This is a genomic window from Streptomyces sp. CY-1, from assembly GCF_047218265.1.
Taxonomy (GTDB): Bacteria; Actinomycetota; Actinomycetes; order Streptomycetales; family Streptomycetaceae; genus Streptomyces; species Streptomyces niphimycinicus.
This window is the reverse complement of record NZ_CP178393.1, coordinates 2239138-2264365: the sequence shown is the minus strand read 5'-3', so window position 1 is coordinate 2264365 and position 25228 is coordinate 2239138. Positions and strand designations below refer to the sequence as shown.

The window sequence follows — 25228 nt, the reverse complement described above, 5'->3', positions numbered from 1 at the left end:
ACGGAGAACACGATGATGCGAGCCGCAGTACTGCACGGCCCGAACCTGAACCGGCTCGGTAAACGCCGCCCCGATAAATACGGGCATACGACACTTGCCGACATCGAGCGCGACATCGATGACACCGCCGCCCGGCTCGGTATCGCCGCTGAGCACTTCCAGTCCAACCACGAAGGGTCACTCATCGACTGGCTCCATGAGCGCCAGGACGGCCTTGACCTCATCGTCGTGAACCCCGCCGGTCTCACGCCCTACGGTTACTCACTGCTGGATGCCCTCAACGACACCGGCCTGCCCATCGGCGTTGTGCACATCTCTCCATTCGGAGCCATGGATGGAAGGACGCGCCAGGACATCTTCGCCGCGTCCGCGACTGTCTATGCCTCAGGAATGGGGTGGCGCGGCTACTCACACGCTCTGGAGGCGCTCAGCACCAAGATCAAGGGGATATGAGGACCGCGGGTGCGGACACCTCGTCCGCGCCCGCGGCGATCACCCGGCCGATGGCGCGGCCGCCTCCGGGGGCTCGATGTGTGACCGGCCTTCCCGCCGGCCCGCGCCGCGGAGCGGGACGCAGGCGCAGGATGACGTCCTCGTCCCGCAGGTCACCGATCCGCGGCGGCACCAGTGTGCCGTTCAACCGAAGCCCGGCACGCGACGCCGGCGTTGAAGGCGGACGTGAGGTCGTGGGCGAAGACGACGGTCGCACGGCTGTCATCGCGCAGGAGCGATGGGAGCGTTTCGAGGGCGCGCACGGTCGAGGTGACCGTACGGGCGGCGACGGGCGCGCTTGCCGAGCCGGTCGGACGCAGGACGCGACCGGGGTGGGGAGCGGTGGCGGCCGGAGGCAGGAGTCGACAGTTAGGGGTTTGGCCTGGTCGCGCCGTTTCCCACACTCGCGGCATGAACAACTACACGTGCGCCCATTGCGGCAACGTCGGTCTGGCGGAAGGTTTCATCGAGGACGCCGGTGAGCACTCGCGCGGATACGCGCGCTGGATCGAGGGCGCGATGGAGCGGGGATTCTTCGGGAGTGCCAAGCGGACGGACCGTCCCCGGCGGCAGATCGTGGCGTTCCGCTGTCCCGAGTGCGGGCACCTCGAGCTGTTCGCCACCGAGGAGGTGTAGTCGGCCCTCGTCGTCCCGGACGTCCATGCGGGGGCGGTCCGCTCTTCGGGTCCGCGGGGGCGTGTCCGTCACCTGCGACGGTCCCTGGGGCGGTGGAGGTGGCCGCGGGCGACGAGTTCGACGGTGCAGGCGACGGCGACCGCCTGGATCGCCATCAGGGCGACGAGGACGAACAGTTGGACCGCACCCGCGGCGGTGGGGCTGGCGCCGCCCAGCAGCATGCCGACAAAGGCGCCCGGGAGGGTCACCAGTCCAACGGTGCGTGTCTGGTCGAGACCGGGCAGCAGGGCATCCGAGGCGGCCGGGCGGGCGATCTCCATCCGTGCGTCCCGGTCGGACAGCCCCAGGGCCAGGCCCGCCTCGAACTCGCCGTGCCGCAGGCCGAGTTCGTCCAGTGCCCGCCGTCCCGACAGCACGGTCGCGGTCAGCGCCCCGCCGATGAAGATCCCGGTCACCGGAATCAGCACGATGCCCTTCAGGGGCACCAGGCCGGTCAGCAGCAGCAGGCTCACGACCGGCAGCACGCTCAGCGCGATGGGCCACAGTGCCAGCCACCACGACCGGTCCGGTGTCAGCCGCCGCCCGGCGGTCCACACCGCCACGCCCAGCATCAGGGCCAGGAAGGCCAGCGTCGCGAGGGTCGAGCCCACCACCTTCGTGATGACCGTGGAGACGGCGGCCAACTGGAGCGCGGCACGCACACCGGCCAGCAGAACCTGCCGGGCCCGGTGGGTGTGCACGTCCGGCGACAGATGGAAGAGGGCAACGGCCGCGATCGCGGCCAGGAGAAGGACGACCAGCAGTACGGCCAGCGTGGTGTTGACCGGCAGAAGGGAGGAGGCTGCGTTCAGACGCATGGTGCTGGCTACCTTCCGTGACGGCTTCCGCTCTCGTCCGCGGAGCCTCCGGCGACCGGCCCGGCCCCACTGTGCGGTGTCATCGGCATGGACCCGGGCTCGAGGGCATCCACGGCCGGTAGGTCAGGGGCTCGCCTCGCCTTGGGCGACTTCGACGTTGTGGTGAAAGGTGAGCACATCGGTCGCCGCGGCGCCCGCCGACAGGAGTGCGCAGACGGCGAGGAGCAGCGCGGTCCAGCGCCTGGCCGGGGCCGGGCGTTCCGCGGGCGCCAGGAGCGCGGCGACGCGCTGGGGGACCGGGCCGCCGGTCGCCCCGGAGGCGAAGTCCGGGCGGGTGGAACGGGAGTCGTGGCCGGCCAGCGCGGCGCGGGCGATGGCCTTGGCCGTGAGGTGCCGGTCGCCGACGGCACCCGCGGCGGCCTCGTCGGCGGCGCGTTCGGCGGCGAACCGGATGTCGGTGCGCAGCCCGCGCAGGGCGGGGTGGCAGTGGGCGGCGATTTCCGCGGCGGCGAGGAAATAGTGGTGGCCGCCCCGGTTGTGGGCGCGTTCGTGGGCGAAGAGGGCCTCGCGCTCGGCCGGGCCGAGGCTGCGCAGCATGCCGGTGGTGACGACGATGCGCTGCGGGCGGCCGGGCAGCGCGTAGGCGTCCGGGTGGGGCGAGTCGATGACGCACAGGTCGCCCACGGCAGGGCGGGCTTCGGCCTGGGTGCGGGCAGCGCGGAAGGCGCCGACCTGGCGAACGGCCGAACGCCCCAGAGCCCACGCGCCGACGGCGAGCGCGCCGGTGGCCAGCGAGGCCGCGGGCAGAATGAGCAGGTCGGAGGGGGTGCGCAGGGGGTGGACCAGCTCGCCGAGCGCCGCGAAGAGCGGAAACCTGAGCAGCCCGGTCAGCACAAGGGCGCCCAGGGCGGCCACACACGCACCGGCCAGCACCAGGGCGGAGCCGGTCAGTATCCACAGCGCGGTGACCGGGTCCAGGCGGGCGAGGGCGCGCCGGGCCGACGGCGGTGCCGCGAAGGGCAGCAGCAGGGGCACCAGCAGCAGGGCGATCACCGCTCGTCCCCCTCCAGCAGCCGCCGCAGCACCTGCTCGTCGTCGGCGCTGAGCTGGGCGACGAACCGGGCCAGAACCGTCTCCCGGTCGGTGTCCCGCGCCAGCTCCCCGTGCATGCGCCGGGCGGTGAGCCCGGGGGCGTCCTGGACGGCGAAGTAGGCATAGCCGCGGCCCAGCCGCTCGCGCCCGACGACGCCCTTGTCGTGCAGGCGGGACAGGATCGTGGTCACCGTCGTACGCGCCAGGCCGACACCCAGCTCGCGCTGCACACGGCTCGGGGTGAGCGGCTCGCCGGCGGCCCACAGGGCCGCCATGACGGCCGCTTCCAGCTCGCCCGCCGGACGCCGTTCGTCCTTCTCGTCGGTCATCGGAACGTTCCTCACCCCGCCATCGTCTACAGTTCAGCAGACCGTCTACAGGATTGTAGTCAATGGGGTGCCGTCTCGGCCGCACCCGTCCGTCCATCCAGTATGAGAGGGCTCGCGTCGATGGCCGCACCCCCCCTTCGCCGAAGCATCGCAGCTCGCGGTGAACATTCTCAGCGCCCAGTCCCTGCTGTCCGCCTTCGGCGTGGTGGGGGTCGGTGTGGTGCTGTTCGCCGAGACGGGCCTGCTGATCGGCTTCTTCCTGCCAGGTGACTCGCTGCTGTTCACCGCCGGACTGCTGTGCACCGGGTCCGCGGGCCCGGATGTGCGGCTGTCCCTCGGCCCGCTCCTGATCGCCGCCGCCGTGGGCGCGCTCGCCGGTGCGCAGTGGGGGTATCTGCTCGGCCGGAAGGCGGGCGGAGCGCTGCTCGCCCGCGGTCGCTCGCCCCGGCTGCACGAAGGCGCCGAACGGGCCGAGGAACTGTTGGAGCGGTACGGGTACGCGAAGGCGATCGTGCTCGCCCGTTTCGTACCGGTGGTGCGCACGGTGCTGAATCCGCTGGCGGGCGCCCTGGGCGTACCGGCCCGGACGTTCACGGTGTGGCGGATGGCCGGCGGGCTCGTGTGGAGTGTGGGCCTGACACTCGCCGGGTACGGGCTCGGGTCCTCCATTCCCAGCATCGACACCTACCTGCTCCCGGTGATCGCCCTCATCGTGATCGTGTCGCTGATCCCGCTCGCCGCGGAGCTGTACCGCTCCCGCAAGGCCAAGGCGGCGAGCCGATGATCCTCGCCGCCACGGCGGAGCGGGCCTCGGACTGCCGCTCGCACGGCGCCTGGCCCGCTCAGCCGGTGGTGAGGTCCTATGACAGCGGGCACCCGCCCGGTGCGAGGTTCATGGTCCGCCTGCCGTCCGGCTGACCCGGCGACCCCCTCCCTCGTGACGGGCGGACCGGACGCATCCGGAACGGCTGCCGACCGCTCACGCCCCCCGCTCGCCGAGCCGCTCCGGCTCGATGACGTCCTTCCGCGACACCGCCAGATACGCCACCAGACCGAGGATGACCGCGAGGAACAGCACGCTGGTGACCACGGTGCCAAGGCCCCGGCCGCCGTCCCCGGTCGGCTGGGAGAGATAGTCGCCCACCGAGGCGCCGAGCGGGCGGGTGAGGACGTACGCGATCCAGAAGCTCCACACCGCGTTCAGGTCGAGGGTGAAGCGCGCCACCGCGACGGCGACGATCACCAGGGCGAACATCACCGCGGACAACCAGTACCCCAGGTTCATGCGCTCGGCCACCAGGTCGCCCGCCGCGGTACCCAGCGCGAAGGTGAACAGCACCGCGAGCCAGTAGAACGACTCGCGGCTCAGGGAGTCGATGCTGTGGATGGACAGGGTCCGCTCGCGGCGGTACCAGACGGTGAACACGATCGCGAGGACGACCGCGAACACCGTGGTGCTCGTCGTCAGCGGTACGCCCATGTTGTCCGTGAGGTTGTCACTGATCAGAGTGCCGACGACGCTGATCAGGGCCACGGCGAGCCAGTACACGCCCGGCCGGTACGCGGTGGTGCGGAACTGCACGACCAGCACTATCGCCAGCACCGCGCTCATCAGCAGCGACACACCGGTCAGGCCCAGGCCCAGCTTCTCGTTCAACATATCGGCCGCGGTCTCACCCACGGTCGTGCACAGCACCTTGATCACCCAGAAGTACACGGTGACTTCGGGCACCTTGTTCCAGCGGAGGCGGTGACCGGACGAGGCGGTGGCAGGGCCGCGGGCGGTGGCGGTCTCAGGAGTTTCGGATGTCATGAGGCCCGACCGTGTCAGCCAATCCCTGAACACATCCTGACTGCCGTACGGCGCCGCTACGGGGGCACGGCCGGCAGGCGGACCACCAGGAGCGCCCCGCCGAGGCCGCCGTCCTCCGGCGCCGGGTCCTGGTCGGCGTAGGCGGTGCCGCCGTGCGCGGTGACGACCTTGCCGACGATGGCGAGACCGAGGCCCGAACCGCCGGCCTCGCGGGACCGCGCCTCGTCGAGCCGGGTGAAGCGCTCGAAGACCCGCAGCCGGTCCGCGGCCGGAATGCCGGCTCCGTCGTCGCCGACGGTGAGTTCGACGGTGCCCTCGCGTTCGCCCAGGGTCACCCGTATCCGCTGGTCGGCGTGGCGGCGGGCGTTGTCCAGCAGATTCCGTACGACACAGCGCAGCGACTCGGTGTCCCCCCGCACCCGCCCGGCCGAGACCCGCCGGGCGTCGATGTCCGCGCGGGCCAGGGAGCGCTGCCGGCGGACTTCGGCCAGCACCACCTCGTCCAGGTCGATGACGCGCGCGGCCTGTGACCGCGACCGGGCGGGGTCCTCGCTGCGCGCCAGCGCCAGCAGCCCCTCGACCAGGTCGTGCAGCCGTACGGTGTCCTCCAGCAGGGCGGCGGCCACCCGCGGGTCGCGTTCGGGGTCGGGGTAGTGGGACATGACCTCGAGCTGGGCCCGCAGGGCCGTCAGCGGGCTGCGCAGTTCATGCGCGGCGTCGGCGACGAAGCGGCGCTGGGCGACGGAGGCGTCGTCGAGGCGGGCGAGCATGTCGTTGAGGGTGACGCCGAGGGCGTGCACCTCGTCCTGGCAGGCGGGCAGGTCGAGGCGGCGGTGCAGATCGGTCGCGGTGATGTCGGCTGCCTGGCGGCGCAGGGTTTCCACCGGGCGCAGCGTGCGGCCGGCGGTGAGCGAGATCGTCCACGCCACCAGCGCCGTCAGCGCGGGCACCCCGATCGCCAGGCCGGTGGTCAGGCTGGAGAGGGTGTGCTCGGCCTGGGCCAGGGACACCCCCACGACGATGGTGGCGGGCCGGTCGCCGATACGGACCGGTCGGGCCTGCACCCGGAAGTCGCCGCCGTCGCCGATGCCGAGGTTTTCCAGGGTGGCGGGATGCCCCGCGAGCACCCGTGGGGGAAGGGGGTTCGGGAAGCCGCTGGGACTGCCGGGGCGTGTGTCGTAGTCGGAGCTGGCCACCACCTTCCCCTGGGGGCCGAGCACTTCGACGACATCGTCGTCCCCTCCGTTGGAGGGGATGAGGGGGCCGAGCCGGTCGTGCTGGATGAGGGCGGTGACATCGGAAAGCCGCTGGCGGGCGGTGCTGTCCCGGTCACTCCACATGGAGTGCTGGAGACCGAGCAGCAGTCCGAGACCGGCCGCGACCATCGCGAGGGCCAGAACCATCGTGGCCCACATGGTGACCCGGGTCCGCAGGCTCAGCTTCCGGGTCAGCCGCCGCACCCGGCCAAGCGCCGGGCGCCCGACGGGGAGGCGCCGGGGCATTCAGCCGCCCTTTCCGTCCAGCCGGTAGCCGACGCCGCGCACGGTCTCGATGGCGGACCGGCCGAAGGGGGTGTCGATCTTGCGCCGGAGGTAGCCGACGTAGACCTCGACGATGTTGGGGTCGCCCTCGAACCAGGCGTCCCAGACCTGGGCGAGCAGATCGGTCTTGCTCACCACCGTGTCGGGGTGGCGGAGCAGGAACTCCAGCAGGCCGAACTCGCGCGGCGTCAGCTCCAGGCGCTCGTCGCCACGGCCGCACCGATGGGCGGCCGGATCCAGCCAGAGATCACCCGCACGGAGTACCGGAGACCGCTGCGGGGCGCTGCGGCGCAGCAGCGCGCGGATCCGGGCCAGCAGCACCACGAACGAGAACGGCTTCGTCAGATAGTCGTCCGCACCGAGGTCGAGGGCGTCCGCCTCGTCGTACTCGCCGTCCTTGGCGGTCAGAATCAGCACGGGGGTGGTGATGCCCGCGGCGCGCAGGGTCCGGCAGACGTCATAGCCGTTGCGGCCCGGGAGCATCAGGTCGAGCACGATCACGGCGTAGTCGTTCTGCCTGATCAGGCCGAGGGCCTTCGCGCCGTTCTCGGCGATGTCCACGCCGAACCCCTCGGCGCGCAGCCCGCGGTCCACGGCGAGTGCGATGTTCTGCTCGTCCTCGACCACCAGCACCTGCACGCGGCATCACCTCATGACCGTACCGACGGGGCGCCCGGAAGACTGAACCTCGATTGTGAGTCTAGAGGCCGGACCGCAGGTCGGCCCCGCGTCTCTCAGCGGGCTCTCAGGTTCTTCTCAGCGCTCACTCAGCGCTCTCAGTGTGTGCACAGCCCGTACCCGGCACAGTGGAGGGTGCCTGCTTCGCACAGGCGTCGAGTCCGGCCGACGGACCCGCACCATTCGACGAAAGGCGCCCACCGTGGCACCGACTTCCGCGCCGGGGCGGACGGACGAACATCCGCCCCCCACTCTCAGTACCACTCTCAGAACCGCTGTCAGTACCGCGCCGAAGCCCGCCCCGTGCACCTCCGAGCCCCGCACCTCCGAGCCCCGCACCTCCGAGCCCCGCACCTCCGAGCCCCGCACCTCCGAGCCCCGCGTCTCCCGCCCAGCTCCCACCGGACTCTGGGCCCTGATCATCGCCGGGGGGTACGCCGCGGGCCTCGCGGCGGACGCCCTCGGCGTTCCCGCCCCCTACCTGCTGTCCGCACTGCTGGTCGGCGCCGTCCTGGCCCTGTGCGGAAGGGTCCGCGACCGGCTCCCGGCGCCGGCCAACCGGGCCTCCCAGGCACTGGTCGGCGCCCTCATGGGCAGCTATCTCAGCCCGTCCGCCCTCGTCTCCGCCGCGCCCGTCGCGCTGCCGCTGACCGTGGTCACCGCGGCCACCATCGCGCTGAGCGTCGCGGTCGCCCGGTTCCTGGCCCGCGGTGGCCGCATCGGCCGGCCCAGCGCCGTCCTCGGCATGGTGCCCGGCGGTTCGGCCGCGATCGTCACCTGTGCCGATGAGCTGAACGCCGATGTGCGGCTCGTCGCGTTCACCCAGTACCTGCGCGTCGGTCTCGTCGCCACCACCGCCCCGCTGGCGGCCCACTGGATGACCTCCGCGGCCTCCGCCGCGGGCGGCCATCCGGCAGCGGGTGGCGGCGCCGGATCCGGCCTCCTCCACATCGTCGCCGGGTCGGACCAGCTCACCGGCCTGCTCACCCTCGCCGCCATCGCCGTCGTCGGCTCGTGGGCCGGCCGGCGGCTGCGGGTGCCCACGCCGCTGCTGATCGGCCCGATGCTGGTCGCCCTGGTCGCGACGCTCAGTGGCGCCGTGCCCGGCTTCGCGCCCGTCGGAGTGCTCCAGAACATCGTCTTCGTCCTTGTCGGCCTCGACGTGGGCGTACGGTTCACCCGCCGGACGCTCCTCAGCGTGCGGCGCCTGCTGCCCCCGATCCTGGTCTGCATGACGGTCCTCTGCCTCGGCTGCGCCGGGCTGGCCTGGGTCTTCGCCCGGGTGACGAGCACCCCGTTCACCGACGCCTACCTCGCCACGACCCCCGGAGGGATCAACGCGGTGCTCGCCACCGCGGTCTCCTCCCATGCGAACGTCGCCCTGGTCTCCACCGTCCAGAGCCTGCGCCTGCTGGTCGTCGTCCTGGTGACCCCGCTGATCACCCGGCGGCTGGCGGCCGGCCGACCACCTGTCCCACTCACCGCATGACCGCCGGGAACCCGATCCTGTTTCCCGGCCGCAGGTGGCTGTCGACTCACGCTTCGTCGTCGCCGGAGCCGGGCGCGCCGGACCATGCGGCGGGCAGGATCTCGCCGACAGGCCCGCGCCGCACACATCGGCCGCCCTCGAACAGCGCGGCCTCCTCGGTGAGCGCACGGACCGCGGGCAGGTCGTGGCTGATGAAGAGCAGGGCGGTCCGGGCCGGGGCGAGAAGGCGGGGCAGTGCGTCGAGGACCTGGCGGCGGGAGACGGTGTCCAGCGCCGAGGTCACTTCGTCGCAGACGAGCAGGGCCGGACGTGCGGTCAGCGCCCGTACCAGTGCGCAGCGCTGGAGCTGGCCGCCGGAGAGCCGGTCCGGGGTCCGGTGCAGCAGCGCCGGGTCGAGCCCCAGCGCATCGGCGGCCTCGATCGCCTCCGCCGTCGCCTCCTTGCGGCGCAGGCCACGCAGCAGCCGTGCGGTGTCGGCGAGTTGCGCGAGTACGGGACGGTGTTCCTCGAAGGAACCGGCGCTGTTCTGGTGCACGTACTGGATGGCGCGGCGCTGGGTGGGCGTACGCCGGTCGATGCGGCGGGGGAGCGGTCGGCCGTCGAGCCGTATCTCGCCGCTGGACGGGGTGGTCAGCCCGGCCAGCGCCCGGGCGAAGGTCGTCTTGCCCGAGCCGGAGGGACCGAGCAGCGCGATCGTGTCGCCGGGCGGGAACGCCATCGACACCGGCCCGGCCAGTGGATCGCCGGACCGGCGGCGTACGGCGATATCGGTGGCGGCGACCCCGGCGCGGCTCTCCGGCGCCGGGCCGGGTGTGGCCGGGCCCGGCCCCTCGGCCGTCGCTCCACCTGCGGCGGTGTTGCCTTCCGCGGCGAGCAGTTCCCGGGTGGCCCGGTGGCGGACGGCCGGAAGCCCGGTGGCGGTCGGTCCGGTGGGGGTTGGCCCGGCGGCGGTCGACGCCTTGGCGGTCGGCTCGGTGGCGGTGGGCGCTGTGGCGGTCGATCCGGTGGCGGTGGGCCTGTTGCCGGGTGCGGCGCCACCGGCGCCGAGGACGTCCGCCGTCGGGCCGTCGTCCACGGCCCGGCCGTGTTCCAGCACGATGACGCGGTCGGCCGTCTCCCGCACCAGTCGCAGATCGTGACTGAGCAGCAGCACGCCCGCGCCGTCGTCCGCGAGCGCCCTCACCGTACGGCCCAGGGCCTGTGCCAGCGCCGGGTCCAAACCGCTCGTCGGCTCGTCCAGCACCAGCAGCCGGGCCCCGGTCACCAGGGCGGAGGCGAGTGCCAGACGCTGCTGCTGGCCGCCGGAGAGCTGGTGGGGGAAGCGGCGGCGTACGGCCTCCCACTCCAGACCGGCCAGGGCGAGCGCCCGGCGCGCGGCGGGCTTGCGGGCGGACCGCTCCGGATGTCCGAGGGCGGCCAGCTCCGTCAGCGCACCGCCGGCCCGGCGTATCGGATCGAGGACGGTCTCCGGGTGCTGCGGCAGATGCGCGGCCCGGCCGGCCCGGGCCGCGGGGCGTCTGGCCGGGGCCAGGAGCAGCAGGTCCGTGCCCGCCAGCAGGACGTGTCCGGTCAGCCGCACGCCGCTGCGGGAGGTGCCGAGTGCCGCCAGGCCGAGCGTCGTCTTGCCGCTGCCCGACGGGCCGACGACGGCGGTGACGGCGCCGGCCGGAACGGTCAGTCCGACCCGGTCCAGCAGCGGACGCTCCGCCCCGGCGGCATGTGCCGAGATCTCCGGGATGTGCAGCAACGGCACATGGGCGGTACCGGTCACCGGCCTCTCCTCTTCCGCGCGGTGCCCGCTCCTCACCGGCCGCTCCTTCTCCGCGCGAGCACGCGGTCCACCAGCAGGTTGCCGCCGACGCACAGCGCCGTCAGCAGACCGGCGGGCACCAGCACCGCCGCCGGCTGGGTGAACAGGGTGTCGCTGTTGCGCTCGATGAGCACCGCCCAGTCCGGCGAGGACACGGGCAGCCCCAGGCCGAGGAAGTTGGCGGATGCCAGCAGGTACAGCACCACGGTGAACCGGCCGCCCGCGTCCGTGGCCAGCGGAGCGGCCAGCTCCCGGGCCAGGTGCCGAAGATGGATGTACGCCCAGCCGCGCCCCTGCATCCGCAGTGCCTCGACGACCGTCCGGGTGCCCGGTGCGAGCGCGGCTCCGCGCACCAGGCGCGCCACCGCCGGGATTTGGAGCACCCCGGCGACCGTCACCAGCCAGTACCAGTCGCGGTGTCCCGCCGCCGCCAGGGTCATCAGCACCAGCAGTCCGGGGAAGGCGAGCAGCAGGTCGAGGCCGCGCATCACCGTCTCGTCCAGGCCGCGTCGCGGTCCCGCGGCCAGCAGCCCCAGCGGCACCCCCGCGGCCAGGCCGACCAGCAGCGCGCCCAGGGCGCTGCCCAGGACCGAGCCGCCGCCGTGCAGTACGAGCCACAGCACATCGCGGCCCAGGATGTCCGTACCGAGCGGATGCCCCGCGCCGGGCGGCTGCGACGGCAGCGCGTCCCGCGCCGACGGCGCGTCCCCGGCCAGCCACGGCCCCAGCAGGGCCACCAGCACCGGCACACCGAGCAGCACCAGACCGATCCACGGACGGCGGGGCCGGCCGGAGCCCGCGGCGTCGGCCTTCTCCCGTACGGTCACGCCCTCCCGCGAGGTCACGCCCTTCCGCCGGGTCATGCCGTCACCTCCCGGCGTGGGGCCAGCCGGTGGGCGGCCAGGTCGCCGAGAAGGTTCACCACGATCGCGGTCCCGGCGAACAACAGCGCGTATGTCTGCACCTGGGGCATGTCCCGGTTCTGCACCGCCTCGACGAAACCGCTGCCCAGCCCGCGGAAGCCGAACACCGCCTCCACCAGCACGGCACCGCCCAGCAGCCCCTCCACACAGCGGGCGAACTGCTGCGCGGCGGGACCCAGGGCACCTGGCAGCACATGGCGCAGCACGACCGTCCGCTCCCGCATCCCCAGCAGCCGCAGATGCTCGGCGACGGGCCCGTGCCGCTCGGCCGCCACTCCGGCGCGGATCTGCCGGGCCAGATCGCACAGGTGCCGGGCGGTCAGCACGGTGACCGGCAGCACCAGTACGGACGGCTGGGCCAGCAGCGCGGCCGTGTCCATGCCGACGGCGGTGGCCGGAAGCAGCCCGGCGGCCAGCGACACCGAGGCGACCAGCAGCAGCCCGAGCACGAACTCCGGGACGGCGTGCAGCACCACGGCCGCCGTGTTCAGCGTCCGGTCGAGGCGGCTGCCCTCCCGCAGCCCCGACACCGTGCCCAGCAGCGGCGCCAGCACGGTGACCAGCACCAGCGCCGGTACGCCCAGCAGCAGCGTCACCCCGACGCGGCGGCCGATGTCATCGCCCACCGGCACCCCGGTGGTCAGGGAGTTCCCGAGGTCGCCGGTGAGCAGATTGCCGAGCCAGTGCCCGAAGCGGGCCCAGGCGGGCTCGTCCAGCCCCAACTGGGTGCGCAACGCCGCCACCTGCTCGGGCGTGCCGAGTTCACCGCGGAGGACGTCGGCCGTGTCGCCGGGCAGCAGCGAACCGACCGCGAACACGGCGACGAGTACCACCAGGCACTGGAGGACGGCCAGCAGCAGGCGCCGCAGAACGTAGGCGCGCACGTCAGCCGATGCGGACCCGGTCGAACCGCGCCCAGTCGTGCGAGTTCGGCGGTGCGGCGCGCAGGCCGCGGACCGATGTGCGGATGGCGTCATTGGCATCGGAGAACGCCCACACCAGCAGCCCGGACCCGTCCCGGGCGAGCTTCTGGGCGCGGGCGAGCAGCGCCAGCCGGTCCCGCTCGTCGCGGGTGGTGCGGGCGCGCTCCAGCAGCGCGTCGAACCTCTCCGAGGCGTACTGCGTCTGGTTGCGGGCCGCTCCGCCACGGACCCGCTGCTGGAGGAAGTCGGAGACGGGCAGCGTGGAGGAGGTGTTGAAGGCGGCGACCCCGTTGGTCTTGATCTCGCTGAAATAGGTGCTGGAGGCGCGGGTGTTGGCGGTCAGCCGCAGCCCCACCTCGCGCAGTTGCTGTGCCATCAGGTCCGCGGCCGGCTCCCACGCGGCGTCGACCGAGCTGGTCTCCACGGTGATCTTCAGCCCGTCCGCACCGGCCTGCTGCACGAGCTTCCGCGCCTCGTCCACGTCCCGCTCGCGGGGCTCCAGGACGTCGGGGTAGCCGCGCAGGCCCATGCCGAACAGGTCGTTCCCCGGCTCGCCGTGCCCGGCGAGTGCCACGCGCACCAGCGCCTCCCGGTCCAGCCCGAGCTGCACGGCGCGCACCAGCCGCGGATCGTCGAACGGCTTGCGGCCGATGCGCAGCAGCAACTGCTGGGCGGTGGCCCGTTTCACGGTCAGCAGCCGCGTCGAGCCCTCCGCCTTCAGCCGGTTCACGGAGGCACCGGCCATGTCGGCGGCGTAGTGGACCTGTCCGGACAGCAGGGCGTTGAGCCGCGCCGACTCCTCGTTGGCGGGGACGATCTCCAGCTCGGCGATGTGCGGGGCGCCGTCCCAGTGGTCCGCCCAGCGCCGGTAGCGGGCGGTGCCGCCGGGGGTGAACGAGACGTAGGTGAAGGGGCCCGAGCCGACGGGCTTGCCGAAGTCCGTCGTCCCGTCGGGGATGATCTCGGTGCCGGGCCCGGCGAAGACGGTGGGGAACTCGAAGTTCGGAGCCTTCAGCGTGAAGACGACGGACCGTTCGCCGTCGGGCCTGCCGGCCCCGAAGTCGATCGCCGAGAGCAGCACCTGCGAGGGGGACCCGGTGCCGGGGTCGGCGGCGCGGCGGTAGCTGTAGAGGACGTCCTTCGCGGTGACCGGCTTCCCGTCGTGGAACTCGGCCTCGCGCAGACGTATGCGCCACCGGGTGCCGGACGCGTCGCTCTCCCAGGACTCCGCGAGCCGTTCACGGACGGACATGTCGTCCGCGTAGGTGCCGAGCGTGTCGTACAGGGCCTTGGCGCGGGCCTGGTCGACGAAGTTCGGGGCGACATGGGGATCGAGGGTCTCCTGCGAGCCCCCGGCCGTGAACGCGGCGCGGAACCGGTCGCCGCCGCCCCCGTCCGTCCCGTCCGCGCCGCACCCGGTGAGCAGTCCGGAGGAGGCCAGCGCCAGGGCGCCTCCCGCGGCAAGCACCGCTCGTCTGCCGGGCTCCGTCGGGTGCGCCCGCTCCGTCCGGGCATGCGTCGTCACAGCCGATCCTCTCCGGGGTGTCCTCGCCCCTGCCGTCGGACCGGCGACGGGTCAGTCTCCTGGCTCCCGGATCGTCGCTCACCTCCGCCTTCCCATCCGCGGCCGCGGACAGTGACGTGCTGGAGGACCGCTCCCCGGTCACAGTGGCGGGACCGCGCCGGACTCGCACCGGCTTCCTGGTCCCCGTCGCCTCGTGCCCTCATTGTGGCGCACCCGGCGACGGGTCCAGGAGCAGGGGCTCGTTCCACGGAGCGGCTTCTAGCGGTCGGTGAGCGAGCGGCGCCTTCGGCCTTCCGTACGCCGACGGCTGTTCGCCGAGCCGCCGGTGGCCGGCCCGTGACCGGTGAGGAGAACCGTGAGGGCCGCGACCGCCATCACCGGGGTGAGGGCGACTTGGGGGAGCGCGACCGCGAAGCCGTAGAGGCCGATGGCCGCTCCCTGGCGGCCGCGTGGGGCCAGCGCGGTCGCGGCGGTGGATCCGCAGACGGTGACGATGCCGAAGCCCCGCTCCGCGCAGGGCTGTGGTCAGCAGAATGGGCAACAGATGGTCGCTGGGGGCCTGTAGCGGGGCGCGCAGGCCGAGCGGGAGGGCACCGAGGACGAGGGTGCGGGTCCAGCCGAGTACGCGCAGCGCCGTTTTGACGCAGAGCTGGGTCAGGACGGTGGTGGCCATCGGGACGGCGGTGACGAGTCCGGCACCGAACTCATCCGCTCCTCATGATCAGATGGCAGATCCCGTCGTCGCGGACACCGAGACGCCGAGGGTGTCGGCCTACCGCGCGGTCGTTCGGTTGACCTCGCGCGGTCGGCGGTGACCCGACCGTCTCGCCAGGTGGGCGGTCTTGGCCATGAACGCGACACGCGGTACGGTCGGTGCGATATCGACGACGGTAAGACGGAAGCCGGTGGGAATCCGGCACGGTCGCGCCACTGTGAACCAGGGGTCCCGGATGGGATCTGTGGTGAGTCAGACCCGTAGCCGTCGTCCTGTGCACCACCGAGATGGGACGCGAACTCCCTTAAGGAGGGCCTGGTCATGGCGCAGCATGTCGCGCAGCCCACTGCCACCACCCCCGAACTGCCCGCCACGTTGCCGCTGAAGGCGATAGCTCCCTGGGCGGTCTTCTTCGGCATCCTGATGCTGGTCCTGCTGTATTTCGTCGGCGCCGAGCAGGGCGCCACCGCCGTTGTCTCCGGTGAGAACGTTCATGAGTGGGTGCATGACGCCCGTCATCTGCTCGGTTTCCCCTGCCACTGATGTGAGGGACGCCGCACAGTCATGAACTCCGCAATGGTGAGAAATCTGCTGATCCGGGGCATGCTCGCGGGTCTGGGGGCCGGTGTGCCGGCCCTGGTCGCCGCCTATTTCCTCGGTGAGCCGAACGTGGACCGTGCGATCAGCTTCGAGGGGGCCCACGCTCCCGCGCATGAGCATGAGGTCGAGCTGGTTTCGCGTGGTGTGCAGTCCACGGCCGGGCTGGCCACCGGTGTCCTGGTCTATGGGATCGCCTTCGGTGGTATCGCCGCTCTGGCGTATTGCGTGGCCCTGGGCCGTGTCGGCCGTTTCACGCCGCGGGCCACCGCGCTGTTGCTGTCGGGGTGTGCGCTGCTGGCGGTGTATGTGGTGCCGTTCCTGAAGTATCCGGCCAATCCGCCCGCGGTCGGTAACGCCGACACGATCGGTAAGCGTACGGCGCTGTACTTCCTGATGATGGTGCTCAGTGTGCTCCTGGCGGTGGGGGCCACGATGGTGGGCAAGCGGCTCGTGCCGAGGTTGGGTACCTGGTATGCGACCGTGGTGGCGGTGGCGGCGTTCGCCGTGGTGATCGGGGTGGCGTTTGCCTTCCTGCCTGTGGTCAATGAGGTGCCGGGGGACTTTCCCGCCACGGTGTTGTGGCGGTTCCGGTTGTCCGCGCTGGCCATGCAGGTGATTCTGTGGGGTGGGTTCGGTCTTCTCTTCGGTGAGCTTGCCGAGCGGTTGCTGAATCCCAGGCCCGCGACGGCCGATGAGAGCCGGACGGTGGCAACCGCCACGAACTGACCCTCGAGGAGTACGAGTAGCTGATCGCGAGCCGTCGCATGACCACGCAGCAACGCCGGATTCTCGTCATCGGTATCGGAGCGGGGGATCCCGACCATCTGACGCTCGGGGCGGTGAAGGCGATGGGCCGCGCCGACGTGTTCTTCATCGTCGGCAAGGGAGACGTCAAGTCCGCACTCACGGACCTTCGCCACCGCATGCTGGACGAGGACGCGCGGGCGCCCCACCGGGTGGTGGAGGTGGACGACCCGAGCCGGGACCGGCGTCCGATGGACCGGGGCGACTACACCTCCGCCGTCCAGGACTGGCGCACCCGTCGCGCGGACATCTTCGAGCGCCTGCTGCGCGAGGAGATGACGGCCGAGGAGACCGGTGCGTTTCTCGTCTGGGGCGACCCGTCGCTGTACGACAGCACCCTCGGGATCCTCGCCGACATCGAGGCACGCGGCTCCGTCTCCGCGAGCGTCGAGGTCATCCCCGGCATCAGCAGCGTCTCCTCGCTCGCCGCGCGGCACCGCATTCCCCTGAACCAGGTGGGGCGGCCGGTGCACATCACCCCGGCCCGCCGACTCGCCGACGTGGGCCAGAACGACGATGGAGACATCGTGGTGATGCTCGACGCACACGAGTCGTTCACCCAGGTCGAAGGGGACGACGTATGGATCTACTGGGGCGCCTACCTCGGCACGCCCGACGAGCTGCTGATCGCCGGGCCACTGCGCGAGGTGTCCGACCGGATCCGGCAGGTGCGGGCCCAGGCGCGTGACCGGCATGGCTGGATCATGGACACCTATCTGCTGCGCGTCGTGGAGTAGTCGGCCCGCGTGGGCGCCCGAGGTGGACGTGGGAAACAGGCCGGGGGCGGGAAGCGCTGCGCCGGTGTTTCCCGCCCCCGGTCCGGGAGCGGCCGCCGGACCCTCGATTTGAGCGGTCAGCCCTCGGGGTGCAGCAGGCCGCGCCGGTAGGCGGGGACGAGGTGGCGCGGCACCCGGTGTTCGCGGCCGTCGATGGTGATCGTCACCAGTTCCGGTGTGCTCGCCTTCCACTGGGCGCGGCGGTGGCGGGTGTTGCTCCGGGACATCTTCCGCTTGGGCACGGCCATGTCGTCAAGGGTCCTTCGCTGTTTTCGGCAGGTGGTCAGCCGCAGCGTATATGAAAATGGGTACCGTTTCCATGTAGTCTTCGTGGTGACACTGTGACGTCGTCATCCAGGAGGAGATGTGCCGCTGGTGCTGCTACGGGTGCGCAGAACCGCCCACGCCGTCGTGACCGCCCTTGCCCAGGCGGCGGAGTGAGCGCCGGCGCGGACACGGGCCGGGGCCTGCTGGGCCTGGTGTGCGGCAACACCCCGGAAGTCCGGGGGCGCGTACTGGACCTGCTGCGGGGTGCCTCGCCCGACGCGCTGGTGCTCTCGGTCTCGGTCCACGCCGACGGGACGGGGCGGTACCCCTTCGTACAGCGTTTCGTCATGGGCGGTGCGGAACGGCGGCGCGCCTCGCTGTGTCAAGGAGCCACCGGAGACCCGGCGGTGATCATCCGGCAGGATCTGGACACCATCGCCCGGACCGCCTCACGTCCGCATGTCGTGCTCGCGCTCCCCGACACCGTGGACACCGCGCCGTTTCTCGCCGAGCTGTGGCGGACCCCACTGGGCAGGACTGAGCTGTCGCATCACTACGAACTGGCCCCGACCGCCGTCGGCGTGGACCCCGGGCGCCTGCTGAACGATCTGCGCTGTGTGCACCGTGCCACCCGGGTCTTCGGCCACGACCCGAATGCCGCGCCCCTCACGGTCGCCGAAGCCGCCGCCCGCCAGTTGGAGGCGGCCCAGGTGATGGTGGTGCGGGGCGGGCCGGGGGAGGGGGACGGCCGCCGGGAAGGGTGCCGCGCCCTGCTCGGCCATCTCAACCCGTCCGCAGTGGTCCATGTCGACTCGGACGACGCCGATGTCACCGCGCTGACGGCTCTGGCGCGGTCCGACTCCGGCTGGAGCACGGCCGGACCGGCCGACCGTCTCGACATCGTCGCCCCCGTCGTACGCCGCCGCGGCGTCGACCACGGCGTGTCCTCGGTGTTGTGGCGGTCCCGGCGCCCGCTGCATCCCGAGCGGCTGGCGGCGAGCCTGCCGCGCGTCATGCCGTCGGTGGTGCGCAGCCGCGGACACCTGTGGATGGCCACCCGCCCGCGGACGGTCATCTCCTGGCGCTCAGCCGGGCGCCACCTCGAACTGCGGGAGGCGGGAGGCTGGTTGGCGGACGAGGACACCGCGGCATGGCACGCCGCCTCGCCCCAGCGCCGGACGCTCGCCTCGTGGTACTGGGACGACTACTACGGCGAACGGCGCAACGAGATCGTCTTCACCGGTGCCGACCTGGACCCCGACCGGCTGCGGGCCGCGCTGGACGCCGCCGTACTCGACGACGGTGAACTGGCCCTCGGCACCGAGCGCTGGGCCCGCCTGCCCGATCCGCTGCTCGGCGAACGGTCATCGGGCGACCGCCGCTAGGGTGTGGCCGCGGATGCCGCCGATACGACGAGTGGTGTGAGGGGAGGCGTAGTGGATCGGGATGCCGACGTCGCGCCACCGCTGCCCGAGGGCCCTGCCCACGACCGGAGGCCGTCGGCCGCACAACCCGACGGGGGTGGCGGCCTGCGCGTAACCGTACGTGTCGCCTCTCATGCGCTGATCGCGGGGCTGCCCGTGGCGGTGCTCGGGGTCGTCGCCATCGTGCTGGGGCCGGAGATCTCCGCCGGGCTCGACAGCCGGGCGGTGGCGGCGTGGCGGACGGTGTTCACCGCGATCGTCGTCCAGGGGGTGCCGTTTCTGCTGCTCGGCACCTTGGTGTCGGCCGCGATCAGCGCTTTCGTGCCGGCGTGGGTGTTCACCCGGGTGCTGCCGCGCAACCCGGCGCTCGCGGTGCCGGTCGCGGGGGTGGCCGGGGCGGTGCTGCCGGGGTGCGAATGCGCGTCGGTCCCGGTGGCGGGCAGTCTGATGCGGCGCGGGGTGACCCCGGCGGCGGCGCTGGCCTTTCTGCTGTCGGCCCCCGCCATCAACCCGATCGTGCTGATGGCGACGTACGTGGCCTTTCCCGGCAACCCCTGGATGGTCGCGGCCCGTCTCGTCGCCTCGCTGCTGACCTCCATGGCGATGGGCTGGCTGTGGCTCCGCCTGGGCCGCGAGGAGTGGCTGCGCGCCCCGAAGGGACCCACCGGGCACACCGCCGGTGCGAGCCGGGCGGAGGAGTTCCGGGTCTCGCTCCAGCACGACTTTCTGCACGCCGGAGGGTTCCTCGTGGTCGGCGCGGCGGCCGCGGCCACGTTCAATGTGACGGTGCCGCACTCGGTGTTGCGGCTCTTCTCCGACTCCGTGTGGTGGTCGCTGCCCATGCTGGGGATGCTGGCGGTGGTCCTCGCGGTGTGCTCCGAGGCCGATGCGTTTGTCGCCGCCTCGCTCACCGGGTTCCCGCCCAGCGCCCGGCTCGCCTTCATGGTGGTGGGCCCGATGGTCGACCTGAAGCTGATCGCGCTCCAGTCGGGCACGTTCGGGCGGGCTTTCGCCCTGCGCTTCTCGTCGGCCACCTGGGTCGTGGCGGTGTTGTCCAGTGCTCTGGTGGGGTGGTGGCTGCTGTGAAACGCAACGTCCAGGTGCTGCTGCTCCTGTTCACCGGTGTCGGTCTGCTGCATATCTCGCTGCTGACCGATCTGTATCTGCGCTATGTGCGTTCCGGCCTGCGGCCGGCGCTCATCGCCTCGGGGGTGCTGTTGATCGTGCTCGGCGCGGTCAGCGCCGCCCGCGACGGCTTTCCCTTCAACCGCCCGCGTACGGACGACGACCACGGTGGCCACCATGGCGGTGGCCACGATCACTCTCAGGGGCCGCGGATCGCCTGGCTGCTGTACGTACCGGCGCTGACCATCCTGTTCCTCGCGCCACCCGCTCTCGGCTCGTACACCGCCGCCCGCGACGAGGCGAAGGCCAAGGCCCCCGCCGCCGGAGACAGCCTCTTCGCCGCCCTCCCGCGCAGCGGGACCGTCGAGTTGTCGCTCAGCGACTTCAGCTCCCGGGCGGTCTGGGACACCGACGGCACCCTCAAGGGGCACACCGTGCGCCTCACCGGCTTCGTCACCCCCGGCCGCCACGGCACCTGGTACGTCAGCCGCCTGGCCATCAGTTGCTGCGCCGCCGACGCGACGGTGCGCAAGGTGCGGGTGCACGGGGCCGCGGCGCCGCCCGCCGATGCCTGGGTCACCGTCACCGGCACCTGGCACCCCACCGGCAAGGTCGGGACGGACGACGCGAGCCCGGCCCTGGACGCCACGTCCGTCAAGCGCGTTCCCGCGCCCAAGGACCCGTACAACGACGCGGTGGCGAGCCGGCCGGGCCGCTGAAACGGGCCGGTAAGGCGGGCCGGAGAAGGGCGGGGCCCCAGACCGTCGGTCTGGGGCCTTCCGCGTCCCGGCGTCGGCCAGGGGCGTGGTCAGTGGTCGTCCCAGTGGCCCTCGTGCTGGGCGTGGCGGTGGCCGTCGTGGACGTAGTCCACATGATTGCCGTGCGGTACGGCGACATGTCCGCAGTCGGCGCTGTGCTGGTGGTCGTGGCCTTCGTGGACGGTGTGGCCACGGGGCTCGCACTCGTCGACGTGGTCGTCGTGTGCCCGGTGCAGATGGCCGTCGTGGACGTAGTCGGTGTGGTCGTCGTGCGGGACCGCGACGTGGCCGCAGCCGCTGCCATGCTGGTGGGAGTGGCCGGTGTGGGGAGCGTGTGTGGTCATGGGGGCACCTTCTCTCTCCCCCCTGGCCCATTCTGCACTCGTGCCACCGATGAGCGTGGCCGCAATAGGCCACGATGTGGCCGCGCCGGTCTCAGCCGGGCAGGAAGTCCCTCGCTACGCGCGCCGCCACCCGCTCCAGCAGGGGCCCCGCCTCCGCGAGGCAGCGGGGGATGTCGGGCTCCAGTTCGGTCAGGGCGTAGGCCCGGTGGATGCCGACGGCGTGCAGGGCGGCCGGGTCCAGGGACAAGCGGCCGCAGACGGCGACGACGGGCAGGCCGCGTGCGCGGGCCCGGGAGGCGACACCGGCCGGTGCCTTGCCGTGCAGGGTCTGGGCGTCCAGGGAGCCCTCACCGGTGATCACCAGGTCCGCTTGTGCCAGGGCCTCGTCGAAACCGAGCAGGTCCAGCATCACCTCCACTCCGGGGCGAAACCGCGCCCGCAGCGCGGTGAGGGCGCCGAAGCCGAGGCCGCCGGCCGCCCCGGCCCCGGGTTCGGCGGCCATGGCGAGCGCTCCGCACGTTCGCGCGTAGTGGCGCAGGGCGTCCTCGAGGATGTCCACCTCCTGCGGGGAGGCGCCCTTCTGGGGCCCGTAGACCGCGGCCGCGCCCTTCGGCCCGAGCAGCGGGTTGTCGACGTCGCTGGCCAGCACGAGGTCCACCTCCGCGAGCCGGGCATCGAGGCCGGACAGGTCGGCCTTCGCGAGCCGGGCCAGCGCCGCCCCGCCGGGGCCGACCAAGGCGCCGGACGCCTCCAGGAACCGCGCGCCGAGCGCGGACAGCATCCCCGCGCCGCCGTCCGTCGTCGCACTGCCGCCGACACCCAGGGCGATCGAACGGGCCCCGGCGTCCAGCGCGGCGCGCAGCACCTCGCCGGTGCCGTACGACGTGGCGGTGAGCGGCGCGAAGACGTCCGCCGGGAGGTGCCGCAGCCCGGACGCCTCGGCCATTTCGACGACCGCGGCGCCGTCCCGCAGCGCGTAGGCGGCGGTCACCGGCTTGCCCACGGGTCCGGTCACGCGTATCTCGTGTCGGCCGAACCCGGCCACGGCCGCCGCCTCCACCGTCCCGTCACCGCCGTCGGCGACCGGTACGGACGCGACCGACGCGTGGGGGGCCGCCCGCCGGAGCCCGGCGGTGAGCCGTTCGGCCACCTGGGCCGCGGTCAGCGACCCTTTGAACTTGTCCGCCGCGATCAGTACCCGCACCCGCTTTCCTCTCCTTCCGGGCCGGGCGGCGGTCCGCCCGGCGTCGTCCGCCGCGCGCTCAGGGTGCTGTCGCCACCAGGCCGCGTACGCGGTCGGCCACGAACGGCTCGCACTCCTCCAGCGCCTTGGCCAGTCCGTCCGGATCGGTCAGCGGGCGCCGGTGGACGATGTCCCGCGCCCGTTCCGGTGCCGCGCCGCACTCGGTGACCAGGACCTGAACCGCCTGAGCCGCGGGCAGCAGATCGAACCAGCGCAGCCCGAGCGCGCCCAGCCCGGCGGGCGTGGGCTCGCCGAAAAGCTGGAGCCGTGCCAGGCCACCGTCGGGATAGATGTCGAGCTTGACGTGGCTGACCGGGCGGGAGGCGTCGATACGGAAGCGGTGCCGGGTGTCCCGCTGGAGCCGGGTGCGCGGCAGCAGGTCGAACCAGGCCCCGGGATCGTCCGGCTCCGCCACCGTGGCGTCGATGCCGCGCAGCCGTGCCGAACCCGGGGAGTTTCCGATGAAGTACGAGGTGTCGACGGCGGCTTGGGTGAGGACTCCGCGCACGGCGAGTTCGACGATCATCCAGTCGTTGCCGCCACCGCGGCGCCGGCGGGTCTCCCATCCGTCGCCCATCACCCGGGGCAGCCCCGGGGAGAGCACATTGTTGGGCGGGGAGTAGAAGCGGTCACTGGCGTCGACGACGCGGCCGCCGTTCTCCACCGCGCCCAGGTCCCAGGCCGAGCCGGCGAGGAACCGCGGGTCCGGGACCACATCGCCGTGGACCCGTAGCCGGGCCACCCCGCCGTCGGGGTGGATGTTGAGACGGACATGGGTGAAACGGCGGTCGGCCTCGACCTCGAAGAGATGCCGGGTGTCTCCGCTCAGGGGGCTCGGCGGCACGATCGGCACCCATGCGGCTTCTTCGAGTTCGGCTGGTGTGGGGTAGCCCTCGACGGCACACGCGTCGAGCGAACACGACTCCGGGTAGTTGCCGGTGAAGTGTGCCGTGTCGACGACGACACCGCGGATCACGCCCGGCGCGCCGAGCCGTACGACGGCCCAGTCATGGTCGCCCGCCTCGTATTCGGGGCGGCGGCGCCGGGTTTCCCAGCCGTCCATGATCTGGCCCTTGTGTCCGAAGGTGTGGGGCTGGAACACGGGTGCCGCGGGGCGCAGCAGGTTCTCCTTCTCGGCGAAGAACTCGTCGTTGGCCGCGACGACACCGCCGCCGAGGGCGCGGGCGGTGAGGTCGGGAAGCTGGGTGAAGTCGGGAAGCCGGGTGAAGTCGCTCATGTTCTCTCTCCTGTTCCCGCGGGTCAGCCGAGGGCCATACGGAGTGCCGTCGGGGCGTGGTCGGGGGCGGTGGCCACGTCCTCGAACTCCGTGACGTTGTCGAGTTCGGTCCCCATGGACACGTTCGTGACGCGTTCGAGGATGACCTCGACGACCACCGGCACCCGGTGCTCGGCCATGAGCTTCTTGGCCTCTTCGAGGGCGGGCGCGATGCGGTCCGGCTCGAAGACGCGGACGGCCTTGCAGCCCAGCCCCTCGGCGACCTTGACGTGGTCGACGCCGTAGCCGCCCACCTCGGGGGCGTTGACATTGTCGAAGGACAACTGGACGCAGTAGTCCATGTCGAAGCCGCGCTGCGCTTGGCGGATCAGACCGAGGTAGGCGTTGTTGACGACGATATGGAGGTAGGGGATCTGGAACTGGGCGCCGACGGCGAGTTCCTCGATCATGAACTGGAAGTCGTAGTCGCCGGAGAGGGCGACGACGGTGGCGTCCGGATCGGCGGTCGCGACCCCCAGGGCGGCGGGCACGGTCCAGCCCAGCGGCCCGGCCTGACCGGCGTTGATCCAGTGCCGGGGGCGGTAGACATGGAGCATCTGCGCGGCCTGGATCTGGGAGAGGCCGATCGTGGAGACGTAGCGCGTATCGCGCCCGAACGCCTTGTTCATCTCCTCGTAGACCCGCTGCGGCTTGACCGGCACCTGGTCGAAGTGGGTCCTGCGGAGCAGGGTGGCCTTGCGCCGGCGGCAGGTGTCGGCCCAGTCGTCGCGGTCCCTGAGCGCTCCGGCGGCCTTCAGCTCCCGCGCCGCCTCGACGAACAGCTCAAGCGCGGGCCCGGCGTCGGAGACGATGCCGTATTCGGGCGCGAAGACCCGGCCGATCTGGGTGGGTTCGATGTCGACGTGGACGAAGGTACGGCCCCGGGTGTACGTGTCGAGGCCGCCGGTGTGGCGGTTCGCCCAGCGGTTGCCGATGCCGAGGACGAAGTCGGACTCCAGCAGGGTGGCATTGCCGTAGCGGTGGGAGGTCTGGAGACCGACCATGCCCGCCATGAGCGGGTGGTCGTCGGGGATGGCGCCCCAGCCCATCAGCGTGGGCACCACCGGCACCCCGGTGAGCTGGGCGAACTCCACCAGCAGCTCGGCCGCGTCGGCGTTGATGACGCCGCCGCCGGCGACGATCAGCGGCCGTTCGGCGGCCTGGAGCAGCTCGAGAGCCTTGTCGATCTGGGCCCGGGTGGCGGCCGGCCGGTGGACCGGAAGCGGCTGGTACGTCTCCAGGTCGAACTCGATCTCCGCCATCTGGACATCGATCGGCAGATCGATCAGCACCGGACCGGGCCGCCCGGAACGCATGAGGTGGAACGCCTGCTGGAAGGCGCCGGGCACCTGCGCGGGCTCCAGCACCGTCATCGCCATCTTGGTCAGCGGCGCCGCGATGGAGGCGATGTCGACGGCCTGGAAGTCCTCCTTGTGCAGCTTGGCCACCGGTGCCTGACCGGTGATGCACAGGATCGGGATCGAGTCCGCCGCGGCCGAGTACAGCCCGGTGATCATGTCGGTACCCGCGGGGCCGCTGGTTCCCACGCAGACCCCGATGTTCCCGGCCTTCGCCCGGGTGTAGCCCTCGGCCATGTGCGAGGCCCCCTCCACATGCCGGGCGAGGACATGGGTCAGGCCGCCGTTGGTGCGCATCGCGGAGTAGAAGGGATTGATCGCCGCACCGGGCAGGCCGAAGACATGGGTGGTTCCCTCACGCTTGAGGATCTCCACCGCCGCCTGGGCCGCGGTCATTCGAGCCATGAGGATGCTCCTGTCGATTGGTACA

Annotated in this window: 25 protein-coding genes, 1 pseudogene and 2 riboswitches; of the genes and pseudogenes, 11 read left to right on the top strand and 15 right to left on the bottom strand. The window is 72.3% G+C overall.

What is annotated here, in order from left to right:
• Positions 1–12 precede the first annotated feature (12 nt).
• Together ACK1X7_RS09500 and ACK1X7_RS09495 are read left to right on the top strand one after the other, a co-directional pair.
• Positions 13–453: a type II 3-dehydroquinate dehydratase gene (locus ACK1X7_RS09500; protein ID WP_385143333.1), complete on the top strand. Its 441-nt coding sequence runs from the start codon at positions 13–15 to the stop codon at positions 451–453.
• Positions 454–903: 450 nt separating this feature from the next.
• Entirely contained in the window at positions 904–1128 is a 225-nt protein-coding gene (locus tag ACK1X7_RS09495) for a hypothetical protein (protein WP_390792513.1), read from the top strand.
• 68 nt (positions 1129–1196) lie between these two features.
• Here ACK1X7_RS09495 and ACK1X7_RS09490 read toward each other — a convergent pair whose 3' ends face one another.
• From ACK1X7_RS09490 to ACK1X7_RS09480, 3 genes are all read right to left on the bottom strand, one after another.
• Positions 1197–1985 carry an ABC transporter permease gene (locus ACK1X7_RS09490; protein WP_390792514.1) on the bottom strand — a complete coding sequence of 263 codons (789 nt, stop codon included), beginning with the start codon at positions 1983–1985 and terminating at the stop codon, positions 1197–1199.
• A 123-nt stretch (positions 1986–2108) separates the two neighbouring features.
• Entirely contained in the window at positions 2109–3038 is a 930-nt protein-coding gene (locus tag ACK1X7_RS09485; protein WP_413114943.1) for a M48 family metalloprotease, read from the bottom strand.
• A complete protein-coding gene (locus tag ACK1X7_RS09480) occupies positions 3035–3406 on the bottom strand; it encodes a BlaI/MecI/CopY family transcriptional regulator (protein WP_211126575.1) in 372 nt (123 codons plus the stop codon). Before ACK1X7_RS09480 ends, ACK1X7_RS09485 begins: the two co-directional genes overlap by 4 nt.
• A 160-nt stretch (positions 3407–3566) precedes the next feature.
• Here ACK1X7_RS09480 and ACK1X7_RS09475 point away from each other — a divergent pair, with 160 nt between their 5' ends.
• Entirely contained in the window at positions 3567–4190 is a 624-nt protein-coding gene (locus tag ACK1X7_RS09475) for a DedA family protein (protein WP_390792516.1), read from the top strand.
• Positions 4168–4324 (top strand): annotated as a pseudogene (locus ACK1X7_RS09470) (ATP-binding protein); the annotation flags it as partial. The gene ACK1X7_RS09475 and the pseudogene ACK1X7_RS09470, both read left to right, overlap by 23 nt.
• A 61-nt stretch (positions 4325–4385) precedes the next feature.
• On the opposite strand, the gene ACK1X7_RS09465 reads toward ACK1X7_RS09470, so the two are convergent.
• From ACK1X7_RS09465 to ACK1X7_RS09455, 3 genes are read right to left on the bottom strand one after another with little or no spacing between them, the layout of a single operon-like run.
• A complete protein-coding gene (locus tag ACK1X7_RS09465) occupies positions 4386–5219 on the bottom strand; it encodes a hypothetical protein (protein WP_385143345.1) in 834 nt (277 codons plus the stop codon).
• A gap of 56 nt (positions 5220–5275) precedes the next feature.
• The gene (locus ACK1X7_RS09460; RefSeq protein WP_385143348.1) at positions 5276–6721 is read right to left on the bottom strand and encodes an ATP-binding protein; all 1446 of its coding nucleotides are present in this window, start codon (positions 6719–6721) and stop codon (positions 5276–5278) included.
• Positions 6722–7399, bottom strand: a complete 678-nt coding sequence (locus tag ACK1X7_RS09455; protein WP_390792517.1) for a response regulator transcription factor — start codon at positions 7397–7399, stop codon at positions 6722–6724.
• Positions 7400–7640: 241 nt separating this feature from the next.
• Between ACK1X7_RS09455 and ACK1X7_RS09450 the strand changes: the two genes are divergently transcribed.
• Entirely contained in the window at positions 7641–8927 is a 1287-nt protein-coding gene (locus tag ACK1X7_RS09450) for an AbrB family transcriptional regulator (protein WP_390792518.1), read from the top strand.
• Between the two features lie 46 nt (positions 8928–8973).
• On the opposite strand, the gene ACK1X7_RS09445 is transcribed toward ACK1X7_RS09450, so the two are convergent.
• From ACK1X7_RS09445 to ACK1X7_RS09430, 4 genes are read right to left on the bottom strand one after another with little or no spacing between them, the layout of a single operon-like run.
• On the bottom strand, positions 8974–10698 hold the full coding sequence (locus ACK1X7_RS09445) for an ABC transporter ATP-binding protein (RefSeq protein WP_413114942.1): 1725 nt from the start codon (positions 10696–10698) through the stop codon (positions 8974–8976).
• A 32-nt stretch (positions 10699–10730) separates the two neighbouring features.
• On the bottom strand, positions 10731–11600 hold the full coding sequence (locus ACK1X7_RS09440; RefSeq protein ID WP_390792520.1) for an ABC transporter permease: 870 nt from the start codon (positions 11598–11600) through the stop codon (positions 10731–10733).
• Positions 11597–12544 carry an ABC transporter permease gene (locus ACK1X7_RS09435; protein WP_413114941.1) on the bottom strand — a complete coding sequence of 316 codons (948 nt, stop codon included), beginning with the start codon at positions 12542–12544 and terminating at the stop codon, positions 11597–11599. Before ACK1X7_RS09435 ends, ACK1X7_RS09440 begins: the two co-directional genes overlap by 4 nt.
• A 1-nt stretch (position 12545) precedes the next feature.
• Entirely contained in the window at positions 12546–14108 is a 1563-nt protein-coding gene (locus ACK1X7_RS09430) for an ABC transporter substrate-binding protein (protein WP_413114940.1), read from the bottom strand.
• Between the two features lie 32 nt (positions 14109–14140).
• Positions 14141–14340: riboswitch (cobalamin riboswitch) on the bottom strand.
• Between the two features lie 621 nt (positions 14341–14961).
• A riboswitch (cobalamin riboswitch) is annotated at positions 14962–15106 on the top strand.
• Between the two features lie 38 nt (positions 15107–15144).
• Between ACK1X7_RS09430 and ACK1X7_RS09425 the strand changes: the two genes are divergently transcribed.
• From ACK1X7_RS09425 to cobF, 3 genes are read left to right on the top strand one after another with little or no spacing between them, the layout of a single operon-like run.
• Positions 15145–15366, top strand: coding sequence for a CbtB domain-containing protein (locus ACK1X7_RS09425; RefSeq protein ID WP_014058848.1), 222 nt, complete (start codon positions 15145–15147; stop codon positions 15364–15366).
• A 21-nt stretch (positions 15367–15387) separates the two neighbouring features.
• Complete coding sequence (locus tag ACK1X7_RS09420) at positions 15388–16149, top strand: CbtA family protein (protein ID WP_390792521.1); 762 nt, start codon at positions 15388–15390, stop codon at positions 16147–16149.
• A 38-nt stretch (positions 16150–16187) separates the two neighbouring features.
• Positions 16188–16964, top strand: coding sequence for a precorrin-6A synthase (deacetylating) (cobF, locus tag ACK1X7_RS09415; protein ID WP_413114939.1), 777 nt, complete (start codon positions 16188–16190; stop codon positions 16962–16964).
• 116 nt (positions 16965–17080) lie between these two features.
• Here cobF and rpmF read toward each other — a convergent pair whose 3' ends face one another.
• Positions 17081–17251, bottom strand: a complete 171-nt coding sequence (gene rpmF / locus ACK1X7_RS09410) for a 50S ribosomal protein L32 (protein ID WP_361511039.1) — start codon at positions 17249–17251, stop codon at positions 17081–17083.
• Between the two features lie 189 nt (positions 17252–17440).
• On the opposite strand from rpmF, the gene ACK1X7_RS09405 reads away from it, so the two are divergent.
• Genes ACK1X7_RS09405 through ACK1X7_RS09395 form a run of 3 tightly spaced genes read left to right on the top strand, consistent with a single transcriptional unit; the run spans position 17441 to position 20538 of the window.
• Positions 17441–18655, top strand: coding sequence for a GTP-binding protein (locus tag ACK1X7_RS09405; RefSeq protein WP_390792523.1), 1215 nt, complete (start codon positions 17441–17443; stop codon positions 18653–18655).
• A gap of 51 nt (positions 18656–18706) precedes the next feature.
• Positions 18707–19780, top strand: coding sequence for a permease (locus ACK1X7_RS09400; protein ID WP_385150989.1), 1074 nt, complete (start codon positions 18707–18709; stop codon positions 19778–19780).
• Positions 19777–20538, top strand: a complete 762-nt coding sequence (locus ACK1X7_RS09395; RefSeq protein ID WP_385150986.1) for a TIGR03943 family putative permease subunit — start codon at positions 19777–19779, stop codon at positions 20536–20538. Before ACK1X7_RS09400 ends, ACK1X7_RS09395 begins: the two co-directional genes overlap by 4 nt.
• 89 nt (positions 20539–20627) lie before the next feature.
• Here the strand turns inward: ACK1X7_RS09395 and ACK1X7_RS09390 are convergent, their stop codons facing one another.
• From ACK1X7_RS09390 to gcl, 4 genes are all read right to left on the bottom strand, one after another.
• Positions 20628–20921: a hypothetical protein gene (locus tag ACK1X7_RS09390; protein WP_216340503.1), complete on the bottom strand. Its 294-nt coding sequence runs from the start codon at positions 20919–20921 to the stop codon at positions 20628–20630.
• Positions 20922–21012: 91 nt separating this feature from the next.
• A complete protein-coding gene (locus ACK1X7_RS09385; protein ID WP_385150983.1) occupies positions 21013–22125 on the bottom strand; it encodes a glycerate kinase in 1113 nt (370 codons plus the stop codon).
• A 58-nt stretch (positions 22126–22183) separates the two neighbouring features.
• Positions 22184–23401, bottom strand: coding sequence for an allantoicase (gene alc / locus ACK1X7_RS09380; protein ID WP_390792524.1), 1218 nt, complete (start codon positions 23399–23401; stop codon positions 22184–22186).
• Positions 23402–23424: 23 nt separating this feature from the next.
• Positions 23425–25203, bottom strand: a complete 1779-nt coding sequence (gene gcl / locus ACK1X7_RS09375; RefSeq protein ID WP_385150981.1) for a glyoxylate carboligase — start codon at positions 25201–25203, stop codon at positions 23425–23427.
• Between the last annotated feature and the right edge of the window lie 25 nt (positions 25204–25228).

Coding starts and splice junctions, on each gene's coding strand:
- ACK1X7_RS09500 (WP_385143333.1), top strand. CDS start 13: ATGATGCGAGCCGCAGTACTGCACGGCCCGAACCTGAACCGGCTCGGT.
- ACK1X7_RS09495 (WP_390792513.1), top strand. CDS start 904: ATGAACAACTACACGTGCGCCCATTGCGGCAACGTCGGTCTGGCGGAA.
- ACK1X7_RS09490 (WP_390792514.1), bottom strand. CDS start 1,985: ATGCGTCTGAACGCAGCCTCCTCCCTTCTGCCGGTCAACACCACGCTG.
- ACK1X7_RS09480 (WP_211126575.1), bottom strand. CDS start 3,406: ATGACCGACGAGAAGGACGAACGGCGTCCGGCGGGCGAGCTGGAAGCG.
- ACK1X7_RS09465 (WP_385143345.1), bottom strand. CDS start 5,219: ATGACATCCGAAACTCCTGAGACCGCCACCGCCCGCGGCCCTGCCACC.
- ACK1X7_RS09460 (WP_385143348.1), bottom strand. CDS start 6,721: ATGCCCCGGCGCCTCCCCGTCGGGCGCCCGGCGCTTGGCCGGGTGCGG.
- ACK1X7_RS09440 (WP_390792520.1), bottom strand. CDS start 11,600: ATGACCCGGCGGAAGGGCGTGACCTCGCGGGAGGGCGTGACCGTACGG.
- ACK1X7_RS09425 (WP_014058848.1), top strand. CDS start 15,145: ATGGCGCAGCATGTCGCGCAGCCCACTGCCACCACCCCCGAACTGCCC.
- ACK1X7_RS09420 (WP_390792521.1), top strand. CDS start 15,388: ATGAACTCCGCAATGGTGAGAAATCTGCTGATCCGGGGCATGCTCGCG.
- cobF (WP_413114939.1), top strand. CDS start 16,188: ATGACCACGCAGCAACGCCGGATTCTCGTCATCGGTATCGGAGCGGGG.
- rpmF (WP_361511039.1), bottom strand. CDS start 17,251: ATGGCCGTGCCCAAGCGGAAGATGTCCCGGAGCAACACCCGCCACCGC.
- ACK1X7_RS09390 (WP_216340503.1), bottom strand. CDS start 20,921: ATGACCACACACGCTCCCCACACCGGCCACTCCCACCAGCATGGCAGC.
- alc (WP_390792524.1), bottom strand. CDS start 23,401: ATGAGCGACTTCACCCGGCTTCCCGACTTCACCCAGCTTCCCGACCTC.
- gcl (WP_385150981.1), bottom strand. CDS start 25,203: ATGGCTCGAATGACCGCGGCCCAGGCGGCGGTGGAGATCCTCAAGCGT.